Here is a 24,726-nt window from a genome sequence, read left to right as displayed (position 1 = left end):
CCGACTCCGCCGACCCCAACACCGCCTCCTACTGGATCACCGTCGAACACCTCGCCGACTGGATCGCCACCCGCGGCTACGCCACCAGCTGACCCCACAACCACCACCACACACCGAAGGGCCGGACCCCACCACGGGGCCCGGCCCTTCGTCGTCATTTCCACCAACTGCGGCACGTATTGACAATTGTCGACTTCGGCGTGAGGCTGAGGGCAGTGAGAGCGCTCTCTCGCATCGGCTCAACAGGCCACCACCACGTCTGGCCAGGGACACAACTCCGATGTCTTCGGCGGCGGCGCCGGAGCTGTCCCTGACCCGTCCCCCGACAGGAGTCACGAGATGGACAGGGCCGCACCCCTCTCCGGCATCCCCCGCCGACTGCGCCTCGTCACGGCGATCGGCGCCCTGCTGGTGCTACTCGGCACGTACCTGGTGTCCGCCACCGACCGGGCCGACGCCGCCCCCGGTCGGGCCGGCGCGGACTTCGGCGTCAACGTCATCCGGGTCGCCGAGTTCCCCGCCGACTGCACCTACAGCCACCGGCTGCCGGACGACCCGATCATCTTCCCCGGGCTGCCCGGGGCCTCGCACATGCACAGCTTCTTCGGCAGCACGGTGACGAACGCCAACACCACACTGCCCGACCTGGTCAACTCGCCCACCACCTGCAATCCGCGGGTGGACGTCTCGTCGTACTGGGTACCGACCCTCTACCGGGACAACGTCCCCGTGGAGCCGACCATCGCCACGTTCTACTACCTGGGTGAGGGCGTACGCGCCGACGTCGTCGCGAACACCCAGCCGTTCCCGCAGGGGCTGCGCCTCGTCGCTGGCAACGCGAAGGCCACCGGGCCGAACGACAGCATCGCCCGCTGGTCCTGCCTGCACGCCGGGCACGTGCCCCCGTCGAAGGACTTCGTCAACTGCCCGTCGGGCACGATGCTGGAGTCGTACCTGGACTTCCCGCAGTGCTGGAACGGCCGGGACCTCGACTCACCGGATCACAAGAGCCACCTGGCGTACCCGGTGAACCAGGCCTGCCCGAGCACCCACCCGGTGCACGTGCCGAAGTTGCGCCAGGTGCTGCGGTACCCGGTCACCGGCGACCCGTCGCGGTTCCGGCTGGCCTCCGGGCCGGGCTACACGATGCACGGTGACTTCTTCAACGCCTGGCCGGTGGCGGAGTTGGCCCGCCGCGTCCAGGACTGCATCCGCCCCGTCATCAAGTGCGGTCACGACGGCCGGCCGATCTGAGCCGACCGGCGCGCACCACCGTGGCGGGCCCGGTCACGTCGGGCCCGCCACCCTGGCGGAAGGAGGTCGGATGCGTCGGCGATTGGTGTCCAGCCTGCTCGTCGCCGTACTGCTCGTGGCCGGCTGCGGCGCCGAGCCAGGAGACGCGGCCAGCACCCCCACCCCACCCGCGACCGCGCCACCGACCACGATCGCGCCGACGCCCACCGGTACGGCGGGGTCGTTCAACCCGACCGACATCGCCTGGCTGCAACTGACGGCGGCCATGGCCGAACGTCTGCTGCCCGTACTCGATCTGGTGCCGGCGCGGACGACGGACCCGGCCTGGCGGCGACTCGCCGCCCAGGTAGCGGCCACCCAGCGCGCCGATCTGGACCGCGCCCACCGACTACTGGCCGAGGCCGGCGCGCCAACGACCAATCCGCACGAGGGGCACGACATGCCGGGCATGGTCACCGCCGAGCAGGTGGCGGCGCTGCGGTCGGTCAGCGGTGCGCCGCTTCACCGTCTGCTCGCCGGGCACCTGCGGGCGCACCTGGCGCAGTCGGTCCGGGTGGCCACCGCCGAGCAGCAGAGCGGGGTCCAGCCGGCCACCGTCGCGCTGGCTGCGGCCGTGGCCCGCAACGGCACCGCCCACCTCGCCCGCCTCGACGGGCTCGACCGGCCGCCGTCGACGCGGCCAGCGGGAGGCGGCCAGTGGGAACGCAGCGGGCAGGTCGCAGCCGGCCACCGCGATGAGTCGGGTTGGCGAGTCTCAGGCGGCGTAGCGGGCGGCGAGGTCGACGACACGTCCCAGCCCTGCTTGCCGCCGATGAGCTTGACCAGATCCTCGTTGGCCTGCTTGCCGGTCGGCACCAGCCAGTCGCCGTTGGCCAGGGGCGGCCATGTTGCTCGGGTTCCGGAAGTACTCCAGGAACTGCTGGTTCACGCCACCGGCGGGCGGATCGACAACGAGGCGACGGCGCTGCCCTCGGCGAGCGGATCCTGACCCCAATCAGGCTTGGCCGGCCCAGCGGTGGTCGGGCCAGGGACACGGCGACCAGGGCGGCGGCGCTACCGGGAGATCGGCGCGTCGCTCGCCGCCGCCGTCGCACCCTCGTAGAGCGCGACGTACCGCCGACGCCACTCGCCGCCGTCGGCGCCGAGGGCGGCGAGGTTGAGGGTGTTGTGGCCGACGCCCAACGCCTCCGGCAGGGTGCACACCTCGAGCGGGATCGCGTTCGCGTCGGCGATCCGCCGAGGCACGTCCACCGCGGCTCGGAGGTCCACCACGCCGTCGAGCGGGCTGATCGCGACCGCTGCGGTCCGCAGCCCGGTCCGTCGAGGCGGTTTAGGCAGGGTACGGGCGATCGTCAGGTACTGGGTGACGGCGGCGACGGAGTACCCGCGTGACGTGACGCGGTCGCGGAGGATGCGGCGTCCGTACAGCACGAGGAGCGGTCTGACCGCGTAGGCCGGCGCCTGTCGCGGGTCCGGGCCGAAGAACGGCGAGAGCAACAGCAGATGCCGTACGACGGTGCCGGGCACCTGGGCCAGCCAGGTGGCCAGCACGGCACCGCCGGAGATCCCCACGACACCGACCTCGTCGCCCAGGGCGGCCGCGACGGCCCACGCCCGAGCGGCGTACGTCGTCAGCTCACCGGCCTGCACCCGGTGGTGGGCCCGCCGGTCGACGGTCCCGTGCTGGGGAGCCCGGGGAACCCAGACGTTGTACCCGCGGTCGAAGAACTCCTCGGCCAGTCCTTCGTACTGCTCGGGCGCCAGGGTGTATCCGTGCAGCAGCAGCACGGCCCGGCCGGTGCGGGAGCCGTGGCTCAGCAGGCGGCTGCGCGACTCCGGCCGAACCTCGGGATCAGCCGCCTCGGCGGCCATGATGGCCTCGGCGGCGCGGGTGGCCGTGTCGAAGTCGAGCGGTCGCGCCGGCGCGACCCGTAGCCCACGGCGGGGCACCGGCCAGAGATAGAGCCCGGCGACCGCCACCCCGACCAACGCGAACCCGCCGACGAGAAGCGCGATGATCCCCGGCATGCTCAGATGCTGACAGGAGCAGGGGACGGCGGCGGCCGAGGGGGTGCGCCCGGGTGACCGGGCGCACCCCGGTCAGCTACTGCTGATGGTGCGGTGGCGCGAAGACGACCCGGGAGCGCAGCTGCCGGAAACCGGTCCGTTCCAACTCCGCCAGCACCGCCACCCGGTGGGAGTCCACGTCGGCGATGACCTCGCGGGCACCGCCGAGGACCAGCACCCGCACCGCCTCGGCCAGCAACTCGGGACGGGCCGCCTCGTCGAGGAGGCCGAGATAGGCGAGCAGTGGGTAACAGGCGTCGCCAAACGTTCCGACCAACCCGACCGGCTCGCCGGCCGCCAGCGCGATGCGCCACCTCTCGGTGACATCGCCCAGCCAGGCCAGCGGGTCGGTGGCGAGGTCGACGCCGCCGACCGCCCGCGCGATCTCGACACCGGTCAGCACGTCCGGCTCGGCGATCCGGGCGACGAGCGCGTTGATCTCCGCCAGGTTGGCGGGGACCCGGAAGTCGTACCGCCCGGAGGACGCCGGCAGGGGCGTACCCGTCCAGGAGCACCGGACCCGCTCCCCCCGCTCGACCAGCCCGGCGAGCCGGGCGGCCGCCATCGGCGCCCGCACCACGGACAGCACCTCGGGTCGACGCCGCCAGTGCGCCGGCAGCGCGGCGTAGTACAGACCGGGACCGCCCAGCGCCTCGTGGGCGGCGTGCAGCAGTTCGGCGCCCACCTCCGGCTCGGCGTCCAGGTCGAACCGGTCCAGCCAGGGGGCACCGACGGCGCCCGGTGGACGGAGCCAGGCGGCCCGGCCCACCAACCTGCCGGCGCGCAGCGCGACCCAGGTGGTCTCGGGACGGTAGCCGCCGCCGGCGATCCCGTCGGCGTACGCGACCTGGCGCAGTTGGGGCAGCGGATCGGGCATGGAGTCGAACAGGTTTTCCTCGCCCGCGACAAGCGGACGGATGACGAGATCAGTCATGGGTTGGTCCTCCGGGAAGCGAGCGCCCCGGGTCAGATCCGCGCGGACGCCGGAGCGCGGAGGGGGCGCAGAACATCGGACATTGTTCTGACCTCCTTCCAGCTCGACGGCGTGCCCGACGACCATACGCGCAGTGGTCGCCGGCCCGCAATGGATCGTCACAGCGTCGGATTGGTCTCCGACCCGCGCGTGTGGGCTCGCTGGTCGTACACGGTGATGCCGGCCAGGATCAGCGCCGCGACGGCCGCCACGGCGACCGGCGGGAGCAGCACCATCGGCGGGGCCGCCACGACCAGCGCCGCCACGCCGAAATACAGCGCCCGACACCGCGGTTCGGATCGGTCCTCCCGCTCCAGGGTGCTCCGCCCGATCAGGAACAACACCGGGCCGCCGAAGATGATGGCGACCAGAGCCCAGTCGATCGGCGGGTGCGGATCCTCGATGACCTGACCGAAGCCGACGGCGGTGCAGATGATGCCCCCAACGATCAACAGCAGGCTGTAGCTCGCCCACCGCGACAGCTGGATCCCCTCCCCGCTCGAGGTCGAGGCATGGCCGGACCTGGCGTGGTAGAAGTAGATCCGCCAGAACGAGACGACCGCCACGAACGAGGCGACGAGGGTGACGGTTCCCGCGGTCGAGAAGCCGGGGAAGCTGACCGCGGCGCCGGCTTCGAGCACCACCTCGGCGAGAGCGATCATGAAGAACTGGTTGTACCGCTCGGCGAGATGCTCCTGCGAAACGGTGACCCCCAGGCTGTTGAGCCGCCTCCCGCCCATCCGGGGAAGGGGGTAGTTGGTGGCGGCGCCGATCAGCTCGATGCCGAGAGCGATGGTCCAGAAGACGCCCCGACCGAGACCACCGCTGATGCCGCCACTGATCCAGAGCACGCCGGACGCGATATGCCAGGTCAGCACCCGCACCGCGAACGCCTGACCCGCCTGACCCCGCAGGGCGAACGCCAGGAAGAGCGGTCGACCGACCTGGATGATCACGTAGGTGCAGGCGAAGATCACGCCGCGCTGGCCGAAGGCCTGTGGCAACGTGACAGCCAGCACCAGCGTGCCGAACATCGTCGCCAGCAGGACGGCCTGGAGGTCTGGACGGCGAGGGTCGTAGGTGCTCGCCAGCAGGGCGTTGAGCGACCAGATCATCCACATCGCTGTGAAGAAGAGGACCGTCTGACCCGCCTCTGACAACAGCGTGTGCCGAACGATGGTCAGGTCGTCCGCGACCCGCCCGGCGAGCCGGGCGAGCGCGAAGACGTAGACGATGTCGAACAGCAGTTCCAGGACGGTCGCCGAGCGCGGGCTCTTGCTGTCCCCGAGCCCACGAAACACGGAGCGCGTCAGCACGTCCAATTTTATCCATTTATGCGAGGGTTCTGACAGGCATAGCGGATACCCGGTCGGCGGGGCCTCAGCTCGGCTCGTATCGACGCCGTGAAAATCCCCGTCGCCGCTGTGCAGACGGTCATCCAGGCCCGAGCGTCCCCCGCGCCCGGGCTGCGTGCGCCCGTAGCCCTGTCGCCCTCACCGCATCGCGCGGGCGGGCCGGGTCGGTTCGACCTGGCCGGCCGCGCCCCCACCGGCGGTACGCCGGATCATGCGGGCCGTCACCCTGCGGTACGAGCCCGGGTCGACGGGGAACAGCCACTGCCGGGCCCGGGTCAGCGGGCCGAGGTTGAGCCCGAGTTCGTCGAGCACCTCGTCGATGTTGTGCATCGAGAACGGGATGATGTTCGTGCCGCGAGCGTGCCGGCCGTTGGTGCGCGCCATCATCCAGGCCAGCCGGGCGCGCACCTCGTCCCGCATCCGGCCCTCGGCCGGCAGGGTGATCCCACCCCGCAGGTACGCGGCCGTCCAGACCGCCGCCATCTCCGCGCTGAGCGGGCTGAAGAACGACGAGTTGTAGCCGGCGAAGGTCAGCCGCGGTACGCCGATCGGCAGGATCTGGCGGTAGAGCATGAAGTTGCCGGCGTCGTCCTGCAGTCGGGCGTGCAACGCGTCGTCGAAGAACGGCACGTGCTGGCGGAAGCCGGTGCCACAGATCACCAGGTCGGCGGCGAGCACCGTGCCGTCGGTCAGGCGGGCGGCGGGCCGGCCACCGTCGACCAGCAGCTCGGTGATCACCTGGTCCCGGTGCACGGCGATGCGGCCGTCGGTGACCCGCTCGAAGAAGCCCTCGGTGCCGAGGCTGACCGTGCTGCGGGCGATGTCCTCGAAGCTGCCGTTCGGCACCAGACCCAGCTCGCGCAGGTTGAACTGCCGGCTCGCGACCGAGCCGACGCTGTCGACCATGCGTCGGCGTAGACCGTTCCCCGGGCCGTGCAGGAACCGTTCGAAGCCCTTCAGGTGCAGGTAGCGGAACAGCGCCTCACCCATCCGGGTGAGCAGCAGGTACTTGTAGTTGAGCGCGCCGCCGAGCTTACGGGGCATCTTCCAGAGCAGTTCGCGGGCGACGACGTGGGTCCGGGCGGCCACCTCGCTCACCGGCACCGCCACATCGCAGGACGACTTGCCGTACCCGACGACGAGGACGCTCTTACCCCGGGCCGCCTCGATGTCGTGGAACTCCCCCGTGGGCAGCACGCGTCCTCCGGCGGCGGCAAAACTCGCGTGCCCGGCGTAGGACGGGACGAGGGGGTCGCTGAAGATGCCGTTGGCGACGATGAGGTGGTCGTACCGCTCCACCGTCAGCGGGTCCTGGGCGCCCGCCGGCCGCGATGTGACCAACCACCCGGTCTCGTCGTGAACGAGTTCGGCGGAGGCGACCTCCGTGGACAGCCGCAGCGCGCTGGCCAGCCCGAACTTCTCAACGTAGCTCTCCAGGTACCGCTGAACCTGCTCACCGGACGGCCACTGCGGGTAGTGGGCGGGCATCGGCAGGTCGGACAGGTGGTAGGTGCCCTTGTCGTTCTGGGTGTGCAGACCTGGGTAACGCCGGGTACGACTCCACACCCCGCCGACGTCGGGTGCCCGCTCGAACACTGTCACGTCGAACCCGCTCTGCCGCAGCACCTTTGCTGCGCTCACACCGGCGAATCCGGCACCGACGACGGCAATCCTCATGGTCTCCTCCGAAGAACGCGAACCCCTGCCGAAAACCGCGCCGGCCCGGACCGCCAGCGGTGGTCGCACGCTAACGAGCAGGCCGGGAAGGTCGCTATCCGTTCGACGCGAGCGGTATCCGCGGTACGCAGCCGCACCCTCTTCCTGTCGGGTCGACGGCTTTCGGGGCTGATCCGGCCCGCTGACCATTTACGGTCGGCGCGACGGGACGCCCGGGAGGTGTCGGATGGCTGCGGTGACGGTCCGAACGGATGACGTCGACCAGGCTCGCGCCGAGGTGGGCCGGGTTTTCTGTCCGCACCGGCTCACCCCGCAGGCGGGCGTGCGCAGCGTGCGTCTGCGGATGGCGGCTCGCCGGGCGGGCGGGGTGGGTGTGGTCGACCTCGACTACGGCCAGGCGGTGCGCATCCAACCGCCCGCGCTGGAGACCTTCTACCTCGTCCAGATCCCCAACGCCGGCAGCACGGTGGTCCGGCACGCCGGTCAGACGGTGACCTCGACGCCCGACGTCGCCTCGGTCCTGTCCCCGTACGACGCCTCGGACATGCGCTGGTCCGAGGGGTCACCGCACCGGATCTTCTACGCCGACCGGCGGGCCGTCGACCGGGAACTCGCCCGCCTGCTGGGCCGCCCGGTGGACGAACCGGTCCACTTCGACATCGGCATGCTCATGACCACGCCGACGGCGCAGGCGTGGGCGCGCGGGGTGGCTTTCCTCGCCGACGAGCTGTCGCAGCCGGCGGAGGCGTCCCTGTTCGATCACCCGCAGGTCGCCGCCCGCTTCGAACAGGGGCTCATCGGCAAACTGCTGCTGGCCCACCGGCACAGCCATTCCCACCTGCTCGCCGAGCCGGGCCACCACGCTCACCCCGGGCGCCTCGTCCGCCGGGCCTGCGCCCTGATCTCCGAACACCACCGCGAGGCACTGACCGTCGGTGACGTCGCCGAGACGCTCCGGGTGAGCATCCGTACGCTGCAGGATTGTTTCCGCCGTGAGCTGCAGACCACCCCGACGGCGTACCTGCGGGCCTGCCGGCTCGACGCGGCGAACCGTACGCTCCGCTCGGCCGCGCCGGGGGCATCCGTGACGACGGTTGCCCTGCAACACGGCTTCGTGCACCTCGGTCGGTTCGCAACCGAGTACCGGAGCCGCTTCGGCGAGTCGCCGTCGACGACCCTGCGCCGCTGACGATCGTCGCCTCGCCCCGGGGTCCGTCCGGCGTCAGCGGTGCATGTGCACGCGGATCGTGGTGGCGCCGGGCAGGGTGTGCACACGCACGAGGTCACAGAGTTGGTTGACCAGGACGAGTCCTCGACTGCCGGGCTGCTGCGGCGGCGGGGGGATCCGGCCGGCGAGTGGGTTCGTGATGTGCCCGGTGTCCCGGAACTGGCAGATCAGCCGGGTGGGGTCGGTCCAGACCGCGAGAGTCCCGCCGGCCGCGGTGTGCTTGACCGTGTTGGTGGCCAGTTCGTTGACGGCCAGGGTCAGGTCGGAGACCCGCTCCGGGGACAGACCGGCTGCCACGGCCTCGGCGGTCACCACCCGGCGGATCGTCGCAAGGGCGACCAGGTCGATGGCGATGGTGGTCGCGTGGGCGGGTGGGTCCTGCAGCGGCAGGTTGAACCCGGCCGCCACGACGATCGGATCGGCGTAGTGGGGGCTCTGCCGCACGACGGTGCCCATCTGGAGGATCGGATGAGTGCGGCGGGCGTCGTCGAGCCAACTCTGGTCGAGCCGGCCGGTGTCGTAGGGGCAGAGGATGGTGGCCGGCCGGCTGGCGAACGCCGCGTTGATCAGAGCCTCGTGTTGGGCGCAGGCGGGGTATTCGGTCGCCGTACGGCCAGCCCAGATGGGTTCACCGATGATGCGTACCCGCTTGTCGGGGTGGGCGGTGGCGAAGGCGAGCAGGACGCCCGGCAGGATCCGCCCGGGGTTGCGGCCGGCCACGCTCATGTCGTGCAGCTGGACTCTGGCCGCGTCGCTGCCGAGGGCGGCCCGGATGCGGTCGAGGTTGTCCTTCGGCACGGCGACCAGGACGGGCTCGTCAGCTTCGAGGCCGGCCTGGACGAACGGCACCGTGCCGGCCAGGTACTCCTCCTCGTCGCCGTAGAAGAGGGCGGGGTGGACAAGACCGTCAGTCCGGGTGGCGACCGAGTTGCTCATGCTGCTGGCTCCGACGGTTCGAAGTCGTTCAAGAGAGCCTTCCGCCGGTTGTGTGGATGGCGAGTAGGGCGATGTCGTCGATGGTCTGTTCGGCCGCGAGTGTGCTCATGATGCGGGCGCAGACCGTCTCGGCGGGAGCCGGTTCGACGGCGGCACGGAGCCGATCCATGCCGACGTCAATGACCTCGCCACGGCGTTCGATCAGCCCGTCGGTGTAGCAGATCAGCACCGCGTCGGAAGGAAACGCGACCTCGGTGTAGCGGCGGGCCGGCTGGCGCGGGCCAACGCCCAACGGAAGATCGACTGGCAGTGTCAGGATCTCGGCCGGGCGTCCCGGTGTGGCCAGGATGGGCGGCAGGTGCCCGGCGAGGGACACCCGCATGGTGGTGCGGTCCGGGGAGATCACGGCGTAGAGGACGGTGGCGAGGTTTCCCGCCTCGAAGTGGTGGATCTTGCGATCGAGCAGGGTCAGCGCGCTGGCCGGGTCGTCGCAGACCAACGCGTACGCCCGGAGGGCACTGCGGAGGCGCCCCATCACGACGGCGGCGGGCAACCCGTGTCCGGAGACGTCCCCGATGACGACGCCCAGCCAGCCGGACGGGAGGGTGAACACGTCGTACCAGTCGCCACCGACGCCGGCGTCGTGACCGGGTACGTAGCGGGCGGCCATGTCCACGCCCGGCGCCTGCGGCAGGTGGGTGGGCAGAAGGCTGCGCTGCAGTGCGAGCGCGGCGGTGCGGTCGAGGCCGCTGGCCTGCGTGCGGGTGGCAAGGCTGGCCCGGTCGGCGGCGAGTTGCAGGAGTTGCACGTCGGCTGCGCTGAACCGGCGCGGCCGGACACCGCCGACGAGCACGACGCCGATGACCTCGCCGCCGGCCAGCATGGGCACACCCACCAGCGAGCGAGCCTGGTGGCCGGAGAGAATCTGGTCGTCGGGGTCGGCGACGACCTCGTCCAGGATGACGGGCTGCATCTCCTGGGCGATCCGGCCGGCGAGGCCGCGACCGACGGGGATCCGAGAACGCGGCCGGGCGTCCCCCAGCCCCTTCCGGGCAGCGGTCACGAACTGCTGGGCGTGCACGTCCAGCAGCAGGATCTCCGCGGTCTCGACCCCGAGCACCTCCCGGACACGGTCGAGGAGTTCCTCCAGAAGGTCCTTGACGCCGAGCTGGGACAGTGCGGCGTCGGTGACGACCTCGATGCGGCGCAGCCGCTCGTCGCTCCCGCTTGCCTGCACGTCAATCACGTGCCGAAGCCTAGCCCCTTCCCAGCCTGGGACGCGCCGTGAGGACAACGTCCTACCGGGCTACGGGCGGGACGACATCAACGAGCACGACAGCCGCGAGGAGCGGGTCGCGTACCCAAAAAGGGGTATTCCGACCACCTGCCGCGGCTCGTCCGGCGACGTCTGCCCGGACTCGGTGGTGGTGCTGCGGCGCAAGATCGTCGAGGTCGACGGCGTCATCGACCGGCTCAGCGCGGTACGCCAGCAACTCCACGGTCAACTCGCCCAGGCGATCGCACATCGGGAGGAAACATGCCTCAAGAGGCGGAAGTAGGCTCGCTGATCACCGTCACCGACGACACGTTCGCGGAGCTGGTGCTGGCCAGCGACCGGCCCGTGGTCGTCGGCTTCTGGGCGGACTGGTGTCCGCCCTGCAAGGCCATCGAGAAGAGCCTCGCCGAACTGGCCCAGGAGTTCGGCGACCGGATGGTCGTGGCAAAGCTCAACTCCGACGAGAACCCGAAAGCGACCCGTACCTACCGGGTGATGTCCCTGCCGACGCTGCTCGTCTTCCGCCAGGGCGAGGTCGTCGGCTCGACCGTGGGGTCCAGGCCGAAGACGTACCTGCGCCAGACCCTGACCGCACAGGCCGGGTGGTAACGGCAGCGTCAGCGTGGAAACCGTTATCCCGATGCGGCCGGCCAGTCTCCTGAGGGGAGGCGGGTGACGGATCTTCCGTCATCGGCTGCACCGGGTAACCGTACGACCACGTGAAGGAGTCGAGACGATGCGCGCAACCGGCCAGGGAGAAGCGGACGCCACGAGGGGGAACCGCGGCGTCCACGCGGACCCGCGACGCGGGTTACCCGGCCGCCTCCCGGTCGGTGCGAGGCGTCTGCTGTGGCCGCTCGTCGTGGCCGCCGTGGTCGCCGTACTGGTGACGGGTGTGATCGTCGTGGTGCAACCGACGGGGCCGACGCCCGCCCCGGCGGCGACGCAGGCGCCCGACGCGCCGCCGGCCACGAGCCCGCAGCCCAGCGCACCCAGCGCGACCACGCCCGCCGCCCCGACGAGCCCGGCGGGGGCGAGCCCGTCGCCGACGGTGACGGCGAAGCCGACGACCGGGCGTCCGGTCGCCCCGGCGGCCCCCGCGGTGACCTCGAAGCGCAAGGGCGTCGGGGTGTGGACCTTCGACGGCGTCAGCCAGGCGCTGGCCAACTCCGGGGCGAGTTGGTACTACACCTGGGACGTGGGCCACCAGGGCGTCACCAGCCCGAAGGGCGCCGAGTTCGTGCCGATGATCTGGGGAGCGAAGAGCGTCACCGCGACCAACCTGCAACGGGCCAAGAGCAACGGCCGCTACCTGCTCGGGTTCAACGAGCCGGACCTGGCCGGTCAGGCCGAGATGACCGTCGAGCAGGCGCTGGAGCTGTGGCCGCAGTTGCAGGCCACCGGCCTTCCGCTGGGCAGCCCCGCGGTGGCCTGGGGCGGCGACCGGCCGGGCGAATGGCTCGACCGATTCATGGCCGGTGCCAAGCAGCGCGGCTACCGCGTCGACTTCATCGCCCTGCACTGGTACGGCGGAGACTTCACCACCGCCAACGCGGTCAACCAGCTGAAGTCGTACCTGCAGGCCGTGCACGACCGGTACCAGCTGCCGATCTGGCTCACCGAGTTCGCTCTGATCGACTTCTCCAACGGCGTCCGCTTCCCGACCCAGGCGCAGCAGGCCGCGTTCCTCACCGCGGCGACCCGGATGCTGGCCGGCCTGTCCTGGCTTCAGCGGTACGCCTGGTTCGGCCTGCCCGCCACGGACAAGGACCAGACCGGACTGTTCCGCACCGGCAGCACGGCCACCGCCGTCGGCCGCGCCTACCAGGCGGCGCGCTGACCTACGTCAGGTCGACATGGTCCCGCCAGGAGTGCCGCGGCTCGTACCCCAGCACCCGGCGGGCCTTGTCGATGCTGAGCAGGGTCTCGTGCTCGCCCAGCTCCTTACGGATCTCGACGCTCGGGTAGACCTCGGCCATCAGGCTGGCGCTGGACCTGGTCATGACGGTGTCGGCGTTGGCGATGATGAAGATGTCGGCACCGGGCTGGTCGTGGGCGAGGGCCCGCTCGACCGCCTGAGCACCGTCGCGGGCGTCGATGTAGCCCCACAGGTTCCACCGGCGCAGCCGCGGGTCGGCGTCGAACGAGGGGAACGGCGCGTAGTCCTCGACGTCCATCACGTTGGAGAAGCGCAGACCCACCATGACCAGCTCCGGGTCCCAGCGGCAGAAATGCCGTGCCATCTCCTCCTCCAGGGCCTTGTTCAGCGAGTACGTCGACTCGGGTCGCGGCGCGTATTCCTCGTCGACCGGCGCGTACGGCGGCGGGGTGTCGAACGGCAGCCCGAGCACCGTCTCACTCGACGCCCACACGACCCGCTTGATCCCGGCCGCCCGGGCCGCCGCGAACACGTTGTACGTCGCCGCCGAGTTGTTCGCGAAGGTGGTCGCGTTCGCCATCAGCCCGGGGGCCGGGACCGCCGCCAGGTGCACGACCGCGTCGACCCCACCGGCGTGCTCGTCGGCACCCCCGGTGAACGCCTCCACCACCTGCCCGTAGTCGGTCAGGTCGACCAGGAGGAACTCGCCGTGCACGTCGCGCGGGTCGCGGCCGCCGGCGCGGTCCACCGCCAGCACGTCCACGCCCACCGCGCGCAGGTGGGCGACCACGGCACGGCCGAGCTTGCCGGTAGCGCCGGTGACGACGACGCGCCTGGGCAGTGCGGGATTGCTCATGACTACATCTTCGCCGGGGGCAAACGGGGACCCACACGTGGGTACGGCGTTACCCCTAGCATGATCGATATGGACATCACGATTCACACCTGCTCCCTGCCGCACACCGACCCGGACGCCTCCCTGGCCTTCTACCGCGACGCCCTCGGCTTCGAGGTCCGTAGCGACGTCGGTCAGGGCACGATGCGGTGGATCACGGTCGGCCCCGCCGACCAGCCCGGCACGTCCATCCTCCTGGCGCCGCCGGCCGCGGACCCCGGGGCCACCGAGGACGAGCGCCGCACCATCACCGAGATGATGGCCAAGGGCACCTACGGCTGGATCCTGCTGGCCACGCGGGACCTCGACACCACCTTTGAAAAGGTGCAGGCCGGCGACGCCGAGGTCGTCCAGGAGCCGACCGAGCAGCCGTACGGCATCCGCGACTGCGCCTTCCGCGATCCCGCCGGCAACCTGGTCCGCATCCAAGAGCTTCGCTGAGCCGTCCGGTCCTCGATGTGCGCCGTTCCGGACAGCTGACGAGACCGGTCAGGAATCAAGAAGCGCCGGTCGCCCGGGCGCAAATAGCGTGATCGCCATGACATCCATCGCATCCGTCACCCTCGACGTGGCCGACCCCGCGGCCGCCCAGCGCTTCTACACCGCCGCCTTCGGTCTGGACAAGCAGATTCGCCTGCGGGCCTCGGACGCACCGACGAGCGGCTTCCGTGGGTTCACGCTGGCGCTCACGGTGTCCCAGCCGGCCACCGTCGACGGCCTCATCGGCACCGCCCTGGACGCCGGTGCCACGTCGCTGAAGCCTGCTGCGAAGTCGCTCTGGGGCTACGGCGGTGTCGTGCAAGCCCCGGACGGGACGATCTGGAAGATCGCGACCTCGGCGAAGAAGGACAGCGGCCCGGCCACCCGGCAGATCGACGAGATCGTGCTCCTGCTCGGAGTCGCGGACGTGCCTGCGAGCAAGCGGTTCTACGTCGAGCGCGGCCTTGCCGTGGCGAAGAGCTTCGGCCGCATGTATGTCGAGTTCGTTGCTGGGTCCAGCCCCGTGAAGCTGGCGCTGTACCGACGTCGGGCCCTCGCCAAGGACGTCGGCGTCGCCCCCGGCGGCACCGGGTCGCATCGACTCACGATCGGCGGCGACGGCGGGCATTTCACCGACCCGGACGGGTTCGCCTGGGAAGCCGCATCGCTGGCGACCGCGAAGTGACTGGAGCAAGCATGACGGACGTTCCGCCGCGTGGGCTTGAGCAGAGGCTTCGGGACACTCGCGCCAGACTGGAGAGCGACATCGACCTCTGGGTCGCGACGGCGGGCGCCCCCGGGGGCGTACACCTCATCCCACTCTCGTTCCTCTGGGACGGGACCGCGTTCCTCGTCGCAACGCCGCGCGCCTCGGTCACCGGCCGTAACCTGGTGGCGGATGGCCGGGTACGACTCAGCCTCGGGCCGACGCGCGACGTCGTCATCGTCGACGGCACCGCCGAGCCGGTGGACATCGCCGACCTCGGCCCGGAGACGGGTGATGCGTTCGCGACCAAGACGGGCTTCGACCCGAGCGCTCTCGACGAGCCCTACCAGTACTTTCTGATCCGACCGCAGCGCATCCAGGCCTGGCGGGAGGCGAACGAGCTGAAGGGACGCGTCCTCATGCGTGACGGCCGCTGGCTCGGCTGACCGCGCGATGTACCCGCGCGTACCACCATGATCGGGGCCTGCGGGTGCGTAACGTGCAGGGGTAAACGCTGACGTCAAGAGGAGACTTCATGTCCAAGCCACCGCTTCCCGAGGCCGCGGTCGCCATGCTCCAGAAGCCGAACCCCGCCGTCATGACCACCCTTCGCAACGGTGGCCAGCCGGTCTCGGCCGCGACCTGGTACCTGTGGGAGGACGGCCGGATCCTGGTGAACATGGACGAGAGCCGCCGCCGGCTGGAGCACGTCCGCAACGACCCCCGGGTGTCCCTCACCGTGCTCGACGAGGCCGGCTGGTACACCCACGTCAGCATCATCGGGCACGTCGTCGAACTCCGCGCCGACGAGGGCCTGGCGGACATCGACCGGTTGTCGGAGCACTACACGGGCAACGCGTACCCGCGGCGGGAACGTGCCCGGGTCAGCGCCCTGATCGAGGTCGACCGCTGGCACGGCTGGGGCGCGCAGAAGGACAACAGCCAGGTCGGTTGAGCGCCGGCGACCGCCCTGACGCCCTGCCGGCCGCGTCCGGGCGTCAGGGCAGTGGCCGGCCGGGTGTCAGGGTGGCGGCGGACCGGGCGCCGACGCGGGTCACCAGGTAGCCGAAGGCCGCCGCGGTGAAGAACATGACGATGCCGTAAACAGCGCCCGGGATGGCCATCTGGGTGCTGTTGAGCAGTGCCGGGCTGAGCGCGATCGTGATGGCCAGGGTGCTGTTGTGGATGCCGATCTCGAACCCGGCGGCCGTGGCGGCGCTCCGGTCGACACCGGCGAGCCGCGGCACCCCGTACCCGATGGCGAGGCTGAGCAGGTTGAAGGCGAGCACGGCCAGGCCGACCGAGACGAAGTAGTCGGCGATGTGCTCGCGCTCGCCGAGCACCGCGCCGACGATCACCGCGACGAGCACGACGACGGAGAGGATCCGGACCGGGCGGTGCAACCGCTCGGCGACGTGCGGCACCCGGGCCCGGATCAGCATGCCGATCGCGACCGGGACGAGCACGATGGCGAAGACCTGGAGCACCTTGTCGAACTGCAGGCCGATGCTCCTGCCGTCGGGCAGGAAGTACGCCGCCGACAGGTTGACCAGGATCGGCAGGGTGAACACGGCGAGCACCGAGTTAATGGCGGTCAGGGTGATGTTCAGGGCCACGTGTCCGCCGAACAGGTGGCTGTAGAGGTTGGCCGTGGTGCCGCCGGGCGACGCGGCCAGCAGCATCATGCCGACGGCCAGTTCGGGCGCGAGGTCGAAGGCGAGGACGAGGCAGAAGCAGAGCGCCGGCAGCACCAGCACCTGGCACACCAGGGCGATGACGGCGGCTCGTGGATGCTGAGCCACCCGGCGGAAATCCGCCATGGTCAGTCCGAGACCGAGACCGAGCATGATGATGCCGAGGGCGACGGGAAGTCCGATCAGAGTCAGGGCGGAGTCCATGGCACAACATCGTTACCACCCGGTAACGCCGTCACAATCCCCCATGTGGACGGACGGCCCTTGACCCCGGACGGTGATCGGCTTAACTTCATCAATCAGATAAGTCTCTTTACTAATTCTGTTTGATGTCTCGTGGGAGTGTGCCGATGCGACCATTCCGCCACCGCCGTCTCACCGCCGTCGTCGCCCTGGCGACCCTGCTGGTCACCGCCGCCCCGCCCGCCGCCGCCAGCGCCGGTGACAACCAGCAGCGCCGCGCCGGCTACCACCGGGTCGGCTACTTCACCCAGTGGGGCATCTACGGCCGGGCCTTCCCGGTCAAGAAACTCGAAACCTCCGGGGCGGCGAGCCGCCTCACCCACCTCAACTACGCCTTCGGCAATGTCAGCGAGGACGGCCGCTGCTACCTGGACGGCGGGCCGGGCGAGGGTGACGCCTGGGCCGACTACCAGCGCCCGGTGCCGGCCGAGGAGAGCGTCGACGGCGTCGCGGACGCCCCGGGCCAGGCGCTCAACGGCAACTTCGGCCAACTCGCCAAGCTCAAGGCCAAGCACCCGAAACTGAAGGTGCTGATCTCACTGGGTGGCTGGAGTTGGTCCACGTACTTCTCGAACGCGGCCCGCACCGACGCCTCCCGCAAGGCGTTCGTCACGTCCTGCATCGACCTCTACCTCAAGGGGAACCTGCCCGGCGGCCCGGGTGCCGCGGCGGGCGTCTTCGACGGCATCGACCTCGACTGGGAGTGGCCCGGCTCGGAGGGTGAGCCCGGCAACGTCGTCCGCCCGGAGGACCGGGAGAACTTCACCAAACTGCTCGCCGAGTTCCGCCGGCAGCTCGACGCGTACGGGCGCACGACCCGCGCGCACCACCCGCTGACCGCGTTCCTGCCGGCCAGCCCGGCCACCATGGACGCCGGCTACGAGGGCCGCAAGATCTTCAAGTACCTGGACTTCGCCACCGTGCAGGGGTACGACTTCCACGGCGGCTGGGACGCGCGGGCCAACCAGCAGTCGGCGCTTCGCGTCCCGGCGGGCGCCCCGGACAACCCGGACTTCTCCGTCGAGGTGGCCATCGACGGGTGGATCGCCCGTGGCGCGCCACGGGACAAGCTCGTGCTCGGCATCCCCTACTACGGTCGTGGCTGGACCGGCATCACCGGCGGCGGCAACGGCCTGTTCCAGCCGGCCACCGGGCCGGCGCCGGCCACCTTCGAGGCCGGCTACGAGGACTACAAGGTGCTCAAGACCCTGGCCGGTAACGGCTACACCGTGCACCGCGACCTGCGCGCCGGGCACGCCTGGTTGTTCGACGGTACGACGTTGTGGACGTACGACGATCCGGCGGTCGTGTTGCAGAAGACGCTCTACATCCGCCGAGCCGGGCTGGGCGGTGCGATGGTCTGGTCGCTCGACGGTGACGACGACAACGCCACCCTGACCAAGACGATCGACCTCGGCCTGACGACCTGGTAGGCGTACCCCGATCCACCCGGCCCGTCGCCGGCCGATTTTTCGCTGGCGGCGGGCCGTTCAACCCTTGTCGACGGTGACCGCCCGCACGGCGGCGTCGATGAGCGCGGTCACCTGCTCCATGTCCCGAGCATGGTGCACGTCCACCTCGGCCGACCAGCCGTCGGGTCGACTGAGCCGCACGGTCGCGTCGTCGCGGCGGTGGGTCAGCCAGCCGGCGACCGCCTGGACCAGCACCATGGCGGCTCCCGCATCCTCGACCGCCACCCGCAGCACGCCCGCGCCACCCTCGGACGCGCCGTCCGTCGGCGTCAGGCTCACTGCCCCGCGAAGCCGGTCATCGGCGCGCAGCCAGGACGCCAGCGAACGCTGCGCATCGGCAGCCGGAAGATCCGGACCGACCGCGAGCGTGATCGTCTCTGGCACGGTCTCCTCCTTCCCGACGACGACAAACCCCGCCACCATCCTGCCAGCCCGGCCTGGTGCCGGCATCCCACGCAGTCACCGAAGTCGATCAGAGCTTGACCGCCGTGTCGGCCGGTTCATAGGCTCCGGCGGGGGGCTCGACCTCACGCCGGTCACCACGGCCGACATCAACGACAACACCGAGGCGTTCACCGGACGTACCGTGCTGCTGGTGCCCGACGGCAGCAGCGCCACCGGCGGTCTGACCGCCGCCGGGCAGGCCAACCTGCGCGACTGGATCGGCCAGGGCCACACCTACGTGGGGCTGCGCAACGAGGGCACCCGGCTGGCTCGTGCCGCCGGTCTCACCTCGACCACGGAGAAGCCGAAGCCGGCGGACTACCTCGTGATCGGCTCGCACCTGCGCGTCGACGTCGACCACGACAGTCCGGTCGCGTCGGGCCGCCCGGCGGAGGACTTCGAGTTCAACAACAGCGACCCGATCCTCAACCCGAGCACCACCGGGACGAACGTGCTCACCTACCCGACGGGCGACACATTCTGGGCCAACGGCTACACCGTCGGTGCGGACGCACTGAAGGGCACGGCCGCCGTCGTCGACGAGCCGACCGGCGCCGGTCGGGCGGTGCTGTTCGCGTTCAATCCGCTCTTCCGGGCGTACAACGAAAATGGTCTGCACCTGGTGGCCAACGCGTTGCTCTACCCGGCCGGTCAGGCTGGCGCACGACGCGCGCCGGGCACCGACGCAGCGCGCGCCAGCGCCGCCGCCGCGCCGGTGACGGCGGACCTGGGCGGCGGGTGGCGGCCGATCACCATCGAGGTGGCGGCCAGCGACCTACCCCGCACCCAGGCGATCGTCGGCCGTTTCACCACCGCCGCGCGGGCGTCCGCGAAGAACGGCTCGGCGTACGTCGTGATCCCGAACCCGCAGGGACTCCAGGCGGACGAACACCCGTTCGCGAGGGATCTGGTCCGTGCGCTGCGCGACGCGAAGGTGCCCCTGCGGTCCGTGGTCGGCTGACCGGCCCCGCACCGCGAAGCGCCCGTCCCCTCGTTTCGGGGGCGGGCGCTTCGGCGCGTTCGGGGATTGGTTACGACCGTCGGGCCACCTCGGCGACGAATGCTCGCCAGGCCACCGGCCCGAAGACCAGCGCCGGGCCTTCGGGATCTTTCGAGTCCCGCACACCGACGATGCCCGGCAGGTTGTCCGCGACTTCGACGCAGTTGCCACCGCCGGAGCCACTGCAGGTGGGCTTCCGCCACACAGCGTTGATCAGGTCCATGATGTCTCCACTTCCCTCATCAGATCGAGTGACTGGCGGCGGGGCAGCGCCTTGCTGCGAACCATCTCCCACCTCGACATGAGGGTATCCACATCGTCGTCGCGGTCGACGACAACCCCACCGAGATGGTTCTCCATCTCCGCCACCCATTTGTGATCAGGCAGACGGGCCAGACTGAATGGCCCGGTCAGGCCGACGTGCATTCAGCTCGACCCGAATCAGCGAGCCACCGTCTGAGCGTAGTGGTCTCCACAACGGAATGTCGCCAACGACGCGGCCGGTGGAGGGCTGATCCACTCGCCTTTCCAGAAGTCGGGGTATCGGAAGGCCAAGGACACCCCAACTTCCGGAAACACGAGTGGATCTTGCCGCACGGTGTGACCATGCCTGGCAATCGGCCACCCGCCCCCCGGTCGGCTAGCGGACATCCACCGAGCCGGATCACGACAGCGCTCCCCGCACCCTGCGGCGCAGGCTGGCCGGGATCTGTGACGACGCTGGTCGGCAGCCGGAGGAGGCACGCGGCCCATGGGCGTACCCCGTGCAGGGACGACGGGTCGAACGGCGCTCGCCGCCCTCCTCGCGCTGCTGCTGACGGCCACGACGGTCGGGTGCCGGCGGTCGCGTCCCTCGTCGGCCCCGACCAGCGACGCGGCGACGGTCGGTCTGACGGTCAGCTCAGCGCAGCCGACCTACCGGGTGGGTGAGCGGGTCACCCTGCGGCTGAAGCTGGTCAACAACCGCGATGCCGAGTGCCGACTGAGTCGGGTGCCGGACCCGGCGGTGACGGTCCTGTCGCTGACCCGCGACGACGCCGCCGTGTCGCCCGCGTTCGGCGCAGGCGCGTACTACCGGGACTTCACCGGGTACCTGGTCGAGAACCTGGTGCCGGTGCCGCCGCGCGGATCGGTGGAGCTGACCCTGGGCAGCTGGTCCGCGGAACGGGCCAGCCGGCCGCGGTGGTGTCAGCCGGTGGCGCAGACGGTGCCGTTGAGCGTGAAGGTGCTGGGCAGCACGTTCGGCCCGCTGTACGCGCCGACGAAGCCGGCGCTCACGGTGCCGCCGGCGGCGATCTGCCGGTTGTCGGTGGTGGGCGTGACCCGTACGGCGGTGCCGACCTGCTCCCAGGTGGCGTTCCAGCCGCTGCTCACCTGCTGCCAGCCGGTGGGCCAGGTCCAGGTGAGAGTCCAGCCGTTGATCGGGCTGGTCCCGTTGTTGACGATGTCGACGCCACCGATGTAGCCGTTGCCCCAGTCGTTGCTCGTGGTGAAGCGGACGGTGCACGCACTGGTGGTCGGGCTTCCGGTGGCGAAGGTGAGCGGTGGTGAGGCCCAGGACACCCGGCCGGCGGTGTCGCGGGCCAGCACGTTGACGGTGTACCTGCTGCCCGGTACGAGGTTGCCGACCGTGAACGAGGTGGACGTCGTCTCGCCCAGTTGCTCGCTGACCGCGCCGTTCTGCCGGTGCACCTCGTACTTGGCGATCGGGCTGCCGCCCGGGGTGGCCGCCGGCCAGGAGATCGTCGCGGCACGGTCGGTGACGCCGCTCGCGGTCGGCTGGCCCGGTGCCGCCGGCCGTCCGGCGGTCGTGTCGGCCGGGCGCAGCACGAGCATGGTCAGCGAGTACGCCGGCAGCGTCCGGCTGGTCGCCGAGCCGGACTGGCTGGTGGCGATGCCGGTGGCGCCGTTGGTGAGGGTGGACACCGTCGGCGCGGCGGCCGACGGGGCGAACCCGGCGTAGTCGATGGTGACCGGGTGAGCGTTGTCCGGATCCTTGTTCAGCAGCAGCACGGCGAGGTCACCGTTGCCCCGGCGGACGGCGTGCGCGGTGACCAGGGGCTCGTCGGTGCCGGCGCGGACGAACTGGTCGCCGGTCGTCGCGAAGAGCTTCATCATGCTCAGTGCGTGGTACGGCGCGAACGGCGTGTTCAGTGGCGGCTGGCAGACCGAGCCGTCCTCGGTGCAGGCGCCGCTGGAGAGCATGCCGAAGTCACCGTAGTCGGTCTGGCCGGCCACCTGCGTCACGCTGCCCATGCCGTTGTGCACGTTCCACCAGTGGGCGGTGAAGACGCCGTTCTCCAGCAGACCGCTGTAGACGTCGGCCAGGAAGAGCGCGGCCGGCTGGGTGTTGCGTCCGGCGTCGACGTTCAGCTCGGTGAAGCTGATGCCGATGCGATCGGCGTTCGGGCCGGCGTACCGACCGAGTTGTTGGCGCAGCAGGTAGGTGGCGTCGGGGAGGTGGTTGACGCGGGCCAGCGACTCGGCGGCGGTGCCACCCGGGTACCAGTGCACGTCCACGAAGTCGATCTTCGGGCCGGCGATGGAGAGCACGGTCTGGTTCCACGGGCCCGGGTCGCTGCCGGCGGTGATGCCGTCCGGCCAGTTGCCCGGCATGGTCAACACCGCCCCGACCTTGATGCCGGGGTCGACCGCCTTCATCGCGTCGGCGTACTCGACCACCAGCCTCGCGTACTGCGTCGCGCTCTTGTCCGGGTGGTCGTCCGCCTCCCACGCGGACCCGTAGTGGCCGTTGCCGTAGTTCTCGTTGCCAACGGTCCAGTACCGCGCGCCGTAACCCTTGGTCACGTTGGCGTACCGCACCCAGTCGGCGGCTTCGGCGGGCGTGCCGGTGCCGTAGTTCGCGATGATCATTGGTTGCGCACCGGCTCGCCGGACCGCCGCCATGAAGGTGTCGAAGTCGGTTCCGGGCGCGACGTAGCCGCCGGGTGCGGTGTGGTCCTTCCAGTGGTAGATGTCGGCGTACGAGCCGCCGGGGTAACGCATCATCTGCACGCCGGCATCCCGGAGCAGGTCCGACGTCTCGGCGGTGCCGAGGTTCGAGTCCCAGATGGCGTGGTTGACGCCGAGAGCGGTGTCCGGCACGGTCGCCAGACCCGCGCGGGCGTTGACGGTCACGGTGACCGGGTCGGCCGCCGCACTGGCGGTTGGTGGGTTGACGACCGCGAACGCGCTCGCGGCGAGCAGCAGGCCCGCCAGGAGTGCCGCGCGGGTCTTCGGTGTACGCATGGGCGGGGTTCCTTCGCGCAGATGAGCCGCCCAACCGGCCCGGGTGCGGCGCGGTGACGGGCGAACTCGTGAACGGATGACGCTCGTTGGTCCATCGCTGGTGTCACCGTCCCCCGGAGATCACATCTGGATCCCGGCTGCCCAGTGGACGGACGTCAGCCCCGCGCGCGGCTCTTCATCGACGTATCACAATGGCACTCTCGGCTCGGATATCTCAAGATGCGTGGCACTGGAACTGGACCCGCAGCTGATCCGGTGACCGATGGCCGCGCCGGGTCGGCGTACCCCGTCGGCTGCCTGGGCGGCCCGTGGCCCGGCTGGGGAATCTTCCGGAGCCGGGCCACGGCGGGCTCAGCGGTGCCCGGCGGCGGTGATGTTCGCCTGCACCGCGTTCTCGGTCGTGTCGCTCGACGGGTGTGGCTCGGGCCGGGCGGCGTCCCGCTGCTCGGGCCCGGACTCCGAACAGCGGGACGCCACCCGGCGACCGGGGCTGGAACCGACGGTCGTCGTCACGGGCGGCCCGGCCTTGGGCCCCCGCTCAGTGACGTCGGCTGGGCAGGTGGGCAGACGGGTTGTCGTCGCACAACTGTCCCGGCCGCTGCGGCGCCCCTGGGGTTTCGACGACCGTCCGTCACGTTAGCGCTAACAGTGAGTACCTGTCCATAGACAAATATCTTTATCTTCCAGTGTGCTCGTGGTGGGGGCGGTGGCGCTGACCGGAGGCACCGTGGCCAGCGTGAGGTGGATCCGCGACACCGCCGAGGGCCGCCTCTACGGCGAGGCCGAGGTGCCGGACGCGCCGGTCGCCCTGGTCCTGGGCACCAAGGTGGACGCGGACGGCACCGGCGCCGGTCGCCGTGGGGGCGCGGCACTATCCCGGACGATGAGCTCGGTGGCGAGTTCGACCCGAGGACTCTCGGTCCTCTCGCCGCCGGCGAGGCGCAGCACTGTCCGTGCGGCCAGCATGCCCATCTCGGCCAGGGGTTGACGAACGGTGGTCAGCGGCGGCGAGCACCACCGGACCTCCGGCAGGTCGTCGAAACCGACCACGCTGATGTCGTCGGGCACGCGCAGGCCCCGCTTGCGGACCGCCTCGTAGACGCCGAGTGCCATCTGGTCGCTGGAGGCGAAGATGGCGGTGGGTGGATCCGGTAGGGCCAGCAGTTGCATACCCGCGGTGAAGCCGGCCTCGTGGTAGAAGTTCCCGGGGCGGATCAGGGTGTCGTCGACGGGGATGTCGGCGGCGCCGAGCGCGGCCCGGTAGCCGTCCATCCGGGCCCGGCTGCACATCAGGTGCGGTGGGCCGGCGATGAAGCCGATGCGGCGGTGACCCAGGCTGATCAGGTACTGGTTGGCGCTCAGGCTGCCGGCCCAGTTGGTGGCGCCGATGGTGGGTGACTCCTGCGGGTCCACCCCGGCCGGGTCGATGATGACGACCGGCAGGCGGAGCCGGCGCAGCTCAGCCTGCAACGGTGGGTTCACCATCGAGGTCACGAAGATGATTCCCTCGGTGGAGCGCGTCCGCATGTTGTCGAGCCACTGCTTGGCCGACGAGATGCGCCAGTGGATGGCCGACACGACGGTGCCGACGCCGCTGGTCTGGCCGACGTCCTCCACGCCACGGATGATCTCCACGGCCCAGGGGCTGTCCAGATCGTTGAAGACCAGGTCGATGAGGGCGGCATCGGTGCGCCGGGCCGGTGACCGGCGGCGGTAGCCGTGTCGGTTGAGGAGCGCCTCGACGCGTTCCCGCGTGTCGGGGGCGACGTCGGAGCGGCCGTTGATGACCCGGGAGACGGTGGGCACGGAGACTCCGGCCAACCGCGCGATCATGGCGATGGTGACGTTTCGGCCGTTCTCCGTGCCCACGGTCCCCCCTGCGTCCAGCTGGAAATCAG

Annotated in this window: 26 protein-coding genes and 1 pseudogene; 13 read left to right on the top strand and 14 right to left on the bottom strand. The window is 70.7% G+C overall.

All coding sequences use genetic code 11. The annotated features are described in order from the left end of the window. The 3 genes and pseudogenes from ACIBF8_RS28790 to ACIBF8_RS28780 form a co-directional block, all read left to right on the top strand. Nucleotides 1-92 (top strand): annotated as a pseudogene (locus tag ACIBF8_RS28790) (phytochelatin synthase); the annotation flags it as partial. A gap of 247 nt (nt 93-339) precedes the next feature. Further along, nucleotides 340-1,254, top strand: a complete 915-nt coding sequence (locus tag ACIBF8_RS28785; RefSeq protein ID WP_396787059.1) for a DUF1996 domain-containing protein — start codon at nt 340-342, stop codon at nt 1,252-1,254. A gap of 70 nt (nt 1,255-1,324) precedes the next feature. Continuing rightward, nucleotides 1,325-2,242, top strand: coding sequence for a DUF305 domain-containing protein (locus tag ACIBF8_RS28780; protein WP_396787058.1), 918 nt, complete (start codon nt 1,325-1,327; stop codon nt 2,240-2,242). A 65-nt stretch (nt 2,243-2,307) separates the two neighbouring features. On the opposite strand, the gene ACIBF8_RS28775 is transcribed toward ACIBF8_RS28780, so the two are convergent. The 4 genes from ACIBF8_RS28775 to ACIBF8_RS28760 all read right to left on the bottom strand — a co-directional run bounded on the left by ACIBF8_RS28775 (nt 2,308) and on the right by ACIBF8_RS28760 (nt 7,326). Then, nucleotides 2,308-3,282, bottom strand: coding sequence for an alpha/beta hydrolase (locus ACIBF8_RS28775; RefSeq protein ID WP_396787057.1), 975 nt, complete (start codon nt 3,280-3,282; stop codon nt 2,308-2,310). A gap of 76 nt (nt 3,283-3,358) precedes the next feature. After that, complete coding sequence (locus tag ACIBF8_RS28770) at nt 3,359-4,255, bottom strand: acetyltransferase (protein WP_396787056.1); 897 nt, start codon at nt 4,253-4,255, stop codon at nt 3,359-3,361. 158 nt (nt 4,256-4,413) lie between these two features. Next, complete coding sequence (locus ACIBF8_RS28765; protein ID WP_396787055.1) at nt 4,414-5,610, bottom strand: low temperature requirement protein A; 1,197 nt, start codon at nt 5,608-5,610, stop codon at nt 4,414-4,416. 177 nt (nt 5,611-5,787) lie between these two features. Beyond that, nucleotides 5,788-7,326, bottom strand: a complete 1,539-nt coding sequence (locus ACIBF8_RS28760) for a flavin-containing monooxygenase (RefSeq protein ID WP_396787054.1) — start codon at nt 7,324-7,326, stop codon at nt 5,788-5,790. Between the two features lie 226 nt (nt 7,327-7,552). Here ACIBF8_RS28760 and ACIBF8_RS28755 point away from each other — a divergent pair, with 226 nt between their 5' ends. Next, nucleotides 7,553-8,515, top strand: coding sequence for an AraC family transcriptional regulator (locus ACIBF8_RS28755; protein WP_396787053.1), 963 nt, complete (start codon nt 7,553-7,555; stop codon nt 8,513-8,515). 33 nt (nt 8,516-8,548) lie between these two features. On the opposite strand, the gene ACIBF8_RS28750 is transcribed toward ACIBF8_RS28755, so the two are convergent. Beyond that, nucleotides 8,549-9,490 (bottom strand): anti-sigma factor RsbA family regulatory protein, encoded by a 942-nt coding sequence (locus tag ACIBF8_RS28750; RefSeq protein WP_396787052.1) that lies wholly within the window; start codon nt 9,488-9,490, stop codon nt 8,549-8,551. A gap of 28 nt (nt 9,491-9,518) precedes the next feature. Continuing rightward, complete coding sequence (locus tag ACIBF8_RS28745; protein WP_396787051.1) at nt 9,519-10,736, bottom strand: PP2C family protein-serine/threonine phosphatase; 1,218 nt, start codon at nt 10,734-10,736, stop codon at nt 9,519-9,521. Nucleotides 10,737-10,914: 178 nt separating this feature from the next. Here ACIBF8_RS28745 and ACIBF8_RS28740 point away from each other — a divergent pair, with 178 nt between their 5' ends. The 3 genes from ACIBF8_RS28740 to ACIBF8_RS28730 all read left to right on the top strand — a co-directional run bounded on the left by ACIBF8_RS28740 (nt 10,915) and on the right by ACIBF8_RS28730 (nt 12,606). Beyond that, a complete protein-coding gene (locus ACIBF8_RS28740; RefSeq protein WP_396787050.1) occupies nt 10,915-11,049 on the top strand; it encodes a hypothetical protein in 135 nt (44 codons plus the stop codon). After that, complete coding sequence (gene trxA, locus ACIBF8_RS28735; RefSeq protein ID WP_396787049.1) at nt 11,028-11,375, top strand: thioredoxin; 348 nt, start codon at nt 11,028-11,030, stop codon at nt 11,373-11,375. Before ACIBF8_RS28740 ends, trxA begins: the two co-directional genes overlap by 22 nt. Nucleotides 11,376-11,628: 253 nt before the next feature. Beyond that, nucleotides 11,629-12,606: a glycosyl hydrolase gene (locus ACIBF8_RS28730; protein ID WP_396787048.1), complete on the top strand. Its 978-nt coding sequence runs from the start codon at nt 11,629-11,631 to the stop codon at nt 12,604-12,606. Nucleotide 12,607: 1 nt separating this feature from the next. Here ACIBF8_RS28730 and ACIBF8_RS28725 read toward each other — a convergent pair whose 3' ends face one another. Beyond that, a complete protein-coding gene (locus ACIBF8_RS28725; RefSeq protein ID WP_396787047.1) occupies nt 12,608-13,501 on the bottom strand; it encodes an NAD-dependent epimerase/dehydratase family protein in 894 nt (297 codons plus the stop codon). Between the two features lie 69 nt (nt 13,502-13,570). Between ACIBF8_RS28725 and ACIBF8_RS28720 the strand changes: the two genes are divergently transcribed. From ACIBF8_RS28720 to ACIBF8_RS28705, 4 genes are all read left to right on the top strand, one after another. Continuing rightward, nucleotides 13,571-13,981, top strand: a complete 411-nt coding sequence (locus ACIBF8_RS28720) for a VOC family protein (protein WP_091399534.1) — start codon at nt 13,571-13,573, stop codon at nt 13,979-13,981. 97 nt (nt 13,982-14,078) lie between these two features. Beyond that, entirely contained in the window at nt 14,079-14,705 is a 627-nt protein-coding gene (locus ACIBF8_RS28715; protein ID WP_396787046.1) for a glyoxalase, read from the top strand. A gap of 11 nt (nt 14,706-14,716) precedes the next feature. Continuing rightward, nucleotides 14,717-15,172 carry a pyridoxamine 5'-phosphate oxidase family protein gene (locus tag ACIBF8_RS28710; protein ID WP_396787045.1) on the top strand — a complete coding sequence of 152 codons (456 nt, stop codon included), beginning with the start codon at nt 14,717-14,719 and terminating at the stop codon, nt 15,170-15,172. Between the two features lie 89 nt (nt 15,173-15,261). Beyond that, on the top strand, nt 15,262-15,681 hold the full coding sequence (locus tag ACIBF8_RS28705; RefSeq protein ID WP_396787044.1) for a PPOX class F420-dependent oxidoreductase: 420 nt from the start codon (nt 15,262-15,264) through the stop codon (nt 15,679-15,681). 43 nt (nt 15,682-15,724) lie between these two features. Here ACIBF8_RS28705 and ACIBF8_RS28700 read toward each other — a convergent pair whose 3' ends face one another. Continuing rightward, the gene (locus ACIBF8_RS28700; RefSeq protein ID WP_396787043.1) at nt 15,725-16,624 is read right to left on the bottom strand and encodes a bile acid:sodium symporter family protein; all 900 of its coding nucleotides are present in this window, start codon (nt 16,622-16,624) and stop codon (nt 15,725-15,727) included. Between the two features lie 146 nt (nt 16,625-16,770). Between ACIBF8_RS28700 and ACIBF8_RS28695 the strand changes: the two genes are divergently transcribed. Continuing rightward, nucleotides 16,771-18,096 carry a glycoside hydrolase family 18 protein gene (locus tag ACIBF8_RS28695; protein ID WP_396787042.1) on the top strand — a complete coding sequence of 442 codons (1,326 nt, stop codon included), beginning with the start codon at nt 16,771-16,773 and terminating at the stop codon, nt 18,094-18,096. 57 nt (nt 18,097-18,153) lie between these two features. Here ACIBF8_RS28695 and ACIBF8_RS28690 read toward each other — a convergent pair whose 3' ends face one another. Next, nucleotides 18,154-18,519: a hypothetical protein gene (locus tag ACIBF8_RS28690; RefSeq protein ID WP_396787041.1), complete on the bottom strand. Its 366-nt coding sequence runs from the start codon at nt 18,517-18,519 to the stop codon at nt 18,154-18,156. A gap of 211 nt (nt 18,520-18,730) precedes the next feature. On the opposite strand from ACIBF8_RS28690, the gene ACIBF8_RS28685 reads away from it, so the two are divergent. Then, nucleotides 18,731-19,540, top strand: coding sequence for a hypothetical protein (locus tag ACIBF8_RS28685; protein ID WP_396787040.1), 810 nt, complete (start codon nt 18,731-18,733; stop codon nt 19,538-19,540). Nucleotides 19,541-19,610: 70 nt separating this feature from the next. Here ACIBF8_RS28685 and ACIBF8_RS28680 read toward each other — a convergent pair whose 3' ends face one another. The 5 genes from ACIBF8_RS28680 to ACIBF8_RS28660 all read right to left on the bottom strand — a co-directional run bounded on the left by ACIBF8_RS28680 (nt 19,611) and on the right by ACIBF8_RS28660 (nt 24,661). Next, complete coding sequence (locus ACIBF8_RS28680; RefSeq protein WP_396787039.1) at nt 19,611-19,802, bottom strand: DUF397 domain-containing protein; 192 nt, start codon at nt 19,800-19,802, stop codon at nt 19,611-19,613. Further along, on the bottom strand, nt 19,793-20,005 hold the full coding sequence (locus tag ACIBF8_RS28675; RefSeq protein ID WP_396787038.1) for a Scr1 family TA system antitoxin-like transcriptional regulator: 213 nt from the start codon (nt 20,003-20,005) through the stop codon (nt 19,793-19,795). Before ACIBF8_RS28675 ends, ACIBF8_RS28680 begins: the two co-directional genes overlap by 10 nt. A gap of 762 nt (nt 20,006-20,767) precedes the next feature. Beyond that, nucleotides 20,768-22,828 (bottom strand): cellulose binding domain-containing protein, encoded by a 2,061-nt coding sequence (locus tag ACIBF8_RS28670; RefSeq protein WP_396787037.1) that lies wholly within the window; start codon nt 22,826-22,828, stop codon nt 20,768-20,770. A gap of 351 nt (nt 22,829-23,179) precedes the next feature. Then, entirely contained in the window at nt 23,180-23,341 is a 162-nt protein-coding gene (locus ACIBF8_RS28665) for a hypothetical protein (RefSeq protein ID WP_396787036.1), read from the bottom strand. A 258-nt stretch (nt 23,342-23,599) separates the two neighbouring features. Further along, entirely contained in the window at nt 23,600-24,661 is a 1,062-nt protein-coding gene (locus ACIBF8_RS28660) for a LacI family DNA-binding transcriptional regulator (protein ID WP_396787061.1), read from the bottom strand. Between the last annotated feature and the right edge of the window lie 65 nt (nt 24,662-24,726).

It is taken from the genome of Micromonospora sp. NPDC050276 (genome assembly GCF_044459545.1).
Lineage (GTDB): Bacteria > Actinomycetota > Actinomycetes > Mycobacteriales > Micromonosporaceae > Micromonospora.
This window is presented reverse-complemented; position numbering and strand designations above follow the sequence as displayed.

What these genes read in the sequence shown, in the direction of transcription:
- ACIBF8_RS28785 (WP_396787059.1), top strand. Translation starts at nt 340, where the DNA reads ATGGACAGGGCCGCACCCCTCTCCGGCATCCCCCGCCGACTGCGCCTC.
- ACIBF8_RS28725 (WP_396787047.1), bottom strand. Translation starts at nt 13,501, where the DNA reads ATGAGCAATCCCGCACTGCCCAGGCGCGTCGTCGTCACCGGCGCTACC.
- ACIBF8_RS28760 (WP_396787054.1), bottom strand. Translation starts at nt 7,326, where the DNA reads ATGAGGATTGCCGTCGTCGGTGCCGGATTCGCCGGTGTGAGCGCAGCA.
- ACIBF8_RS28775 (WP_396787057.1), bottom strand. Translation starts at nt 3,282, where the DNA reads ATGCCGGGGATCATCGCGCTTCTCGTCGGCGGGTTCGCGTTGGTCGGG.
- ACIBF8_RS28770 (WP_396787056.1), bottom strand. Translation starts at nt 4,255, where the DNA reads ATGACTGATCTCGTCATCCGTCCGCTTGTCGCGGGCGAGGAAAACCTG.
- ACIBF8_RS28755 (WP_396787053.1), top strand. Translation starts at nt 7,553, where the DNA reads ATGGCTGCGGTGACGGTCCGAACGGATGACGTCGACCAGGCTCGCGCC.
- ACIBF8_RS28750 (WP_396787052.1), bottom strand. Translation starts at nt 9,490, where the DNA reads ATGAGCAACTCGGTCGCCACCCGGACTGACGGTCTTGTCCACCCCGCC.
- ACIBF8_RS28705 (WP_396787044.1), top strand. Translation starts at nt 15,262, where the DNA reads ATGTCCAAGCCACCGCTTCCCGAGGCCGCGGTCGCCATGCTCCAGAAG.
- ACIBF8_RS28660 (WP_396787061.1), bottom strand. Translation starts at nt 24,661, where the DNA reads ATGATCGCGCGGTTGGCCGGAGTCTCCGTGCCCACCGTCTCCCGGGTC.
- ACIBF8_RS28695 (WP_396787042.1), top strand. Translation starts at nt 16,771, where the DNA reads ATGCGACCATTCCGCCACCGCCGTCTCACCGCCGTCGTCGCCCTGGCG.
- ACIBF8_RS28710 (WP_396787045.1), top strand. Translation starts at nt 14,717, where the DNA reads ATGACGGACGTTCCGCCGCGTGGGCTTGAGCAGAGGCTTCGGGACACT.
- ACIBF8_RS28680 (WP_396787039.1), bottom strand. Translation starts at nt 19,802, where the DNA reads ATGGACCTGATCAACGCTGTGTGGCGGAAGCCCACCTGCAGTGGCTCC.
- ACIBF8_RS28675 (WP_396787038.1), bottom strand. Translation starts at nt 20,005, where the DNA reads ATGCACGTCGGCCTGACCGGGCCATTCAGTCTGGCCCGTCTGCCTGAT.
- ACIBF8_RS28715 (WP_396787046.1), top strand. Translation starts at nt 14,079, where the DNA reads ATGACATCCATCGCATCCGTCACCCTCGACGTGGCCGACCCCGCGGCC.
- ACIBF8_RS28720 (WP_091399534.1), top strand. Translation starts at nt 13,571, where the DNA reads ATGGACATCACGATTCACACCTGCTCCCTGCCGCACACCGACCCGGAC.
- ACIBF8_RS28670 (WP_396787037.1), bottom strand. Translation starts at nt 22,828, where the DNA reads ATGCGTACACCGAAGACCCGCGCGGCACTCCTGGCGGGCCTGCTGCTC.
- ACIBF8_RS28700 (WP_396787043.1), bottom strand. Translation starts at nt 16,624, where the DNA reads ATGGACTCCGCCCTGACTCTGATCGGACTTCCCGTCGCCCTCGGCATC.
- trxA (WP_396787049.1), top strand. Translation starts at nt 11,028, where the DNA reads ATGCCTCAAGAGGCGGAAGTAGGCTCGCTGATCACCGTCACCGACGAC.
- ACIBF8_RS28780 (WP_396787058.1), top strand. Translation starts at nt 1,325, where the DNA reads ATGCGTCGGCGATTGGTGTCCAGCCTGCTCGTCGCCGTACTGCTCGTG.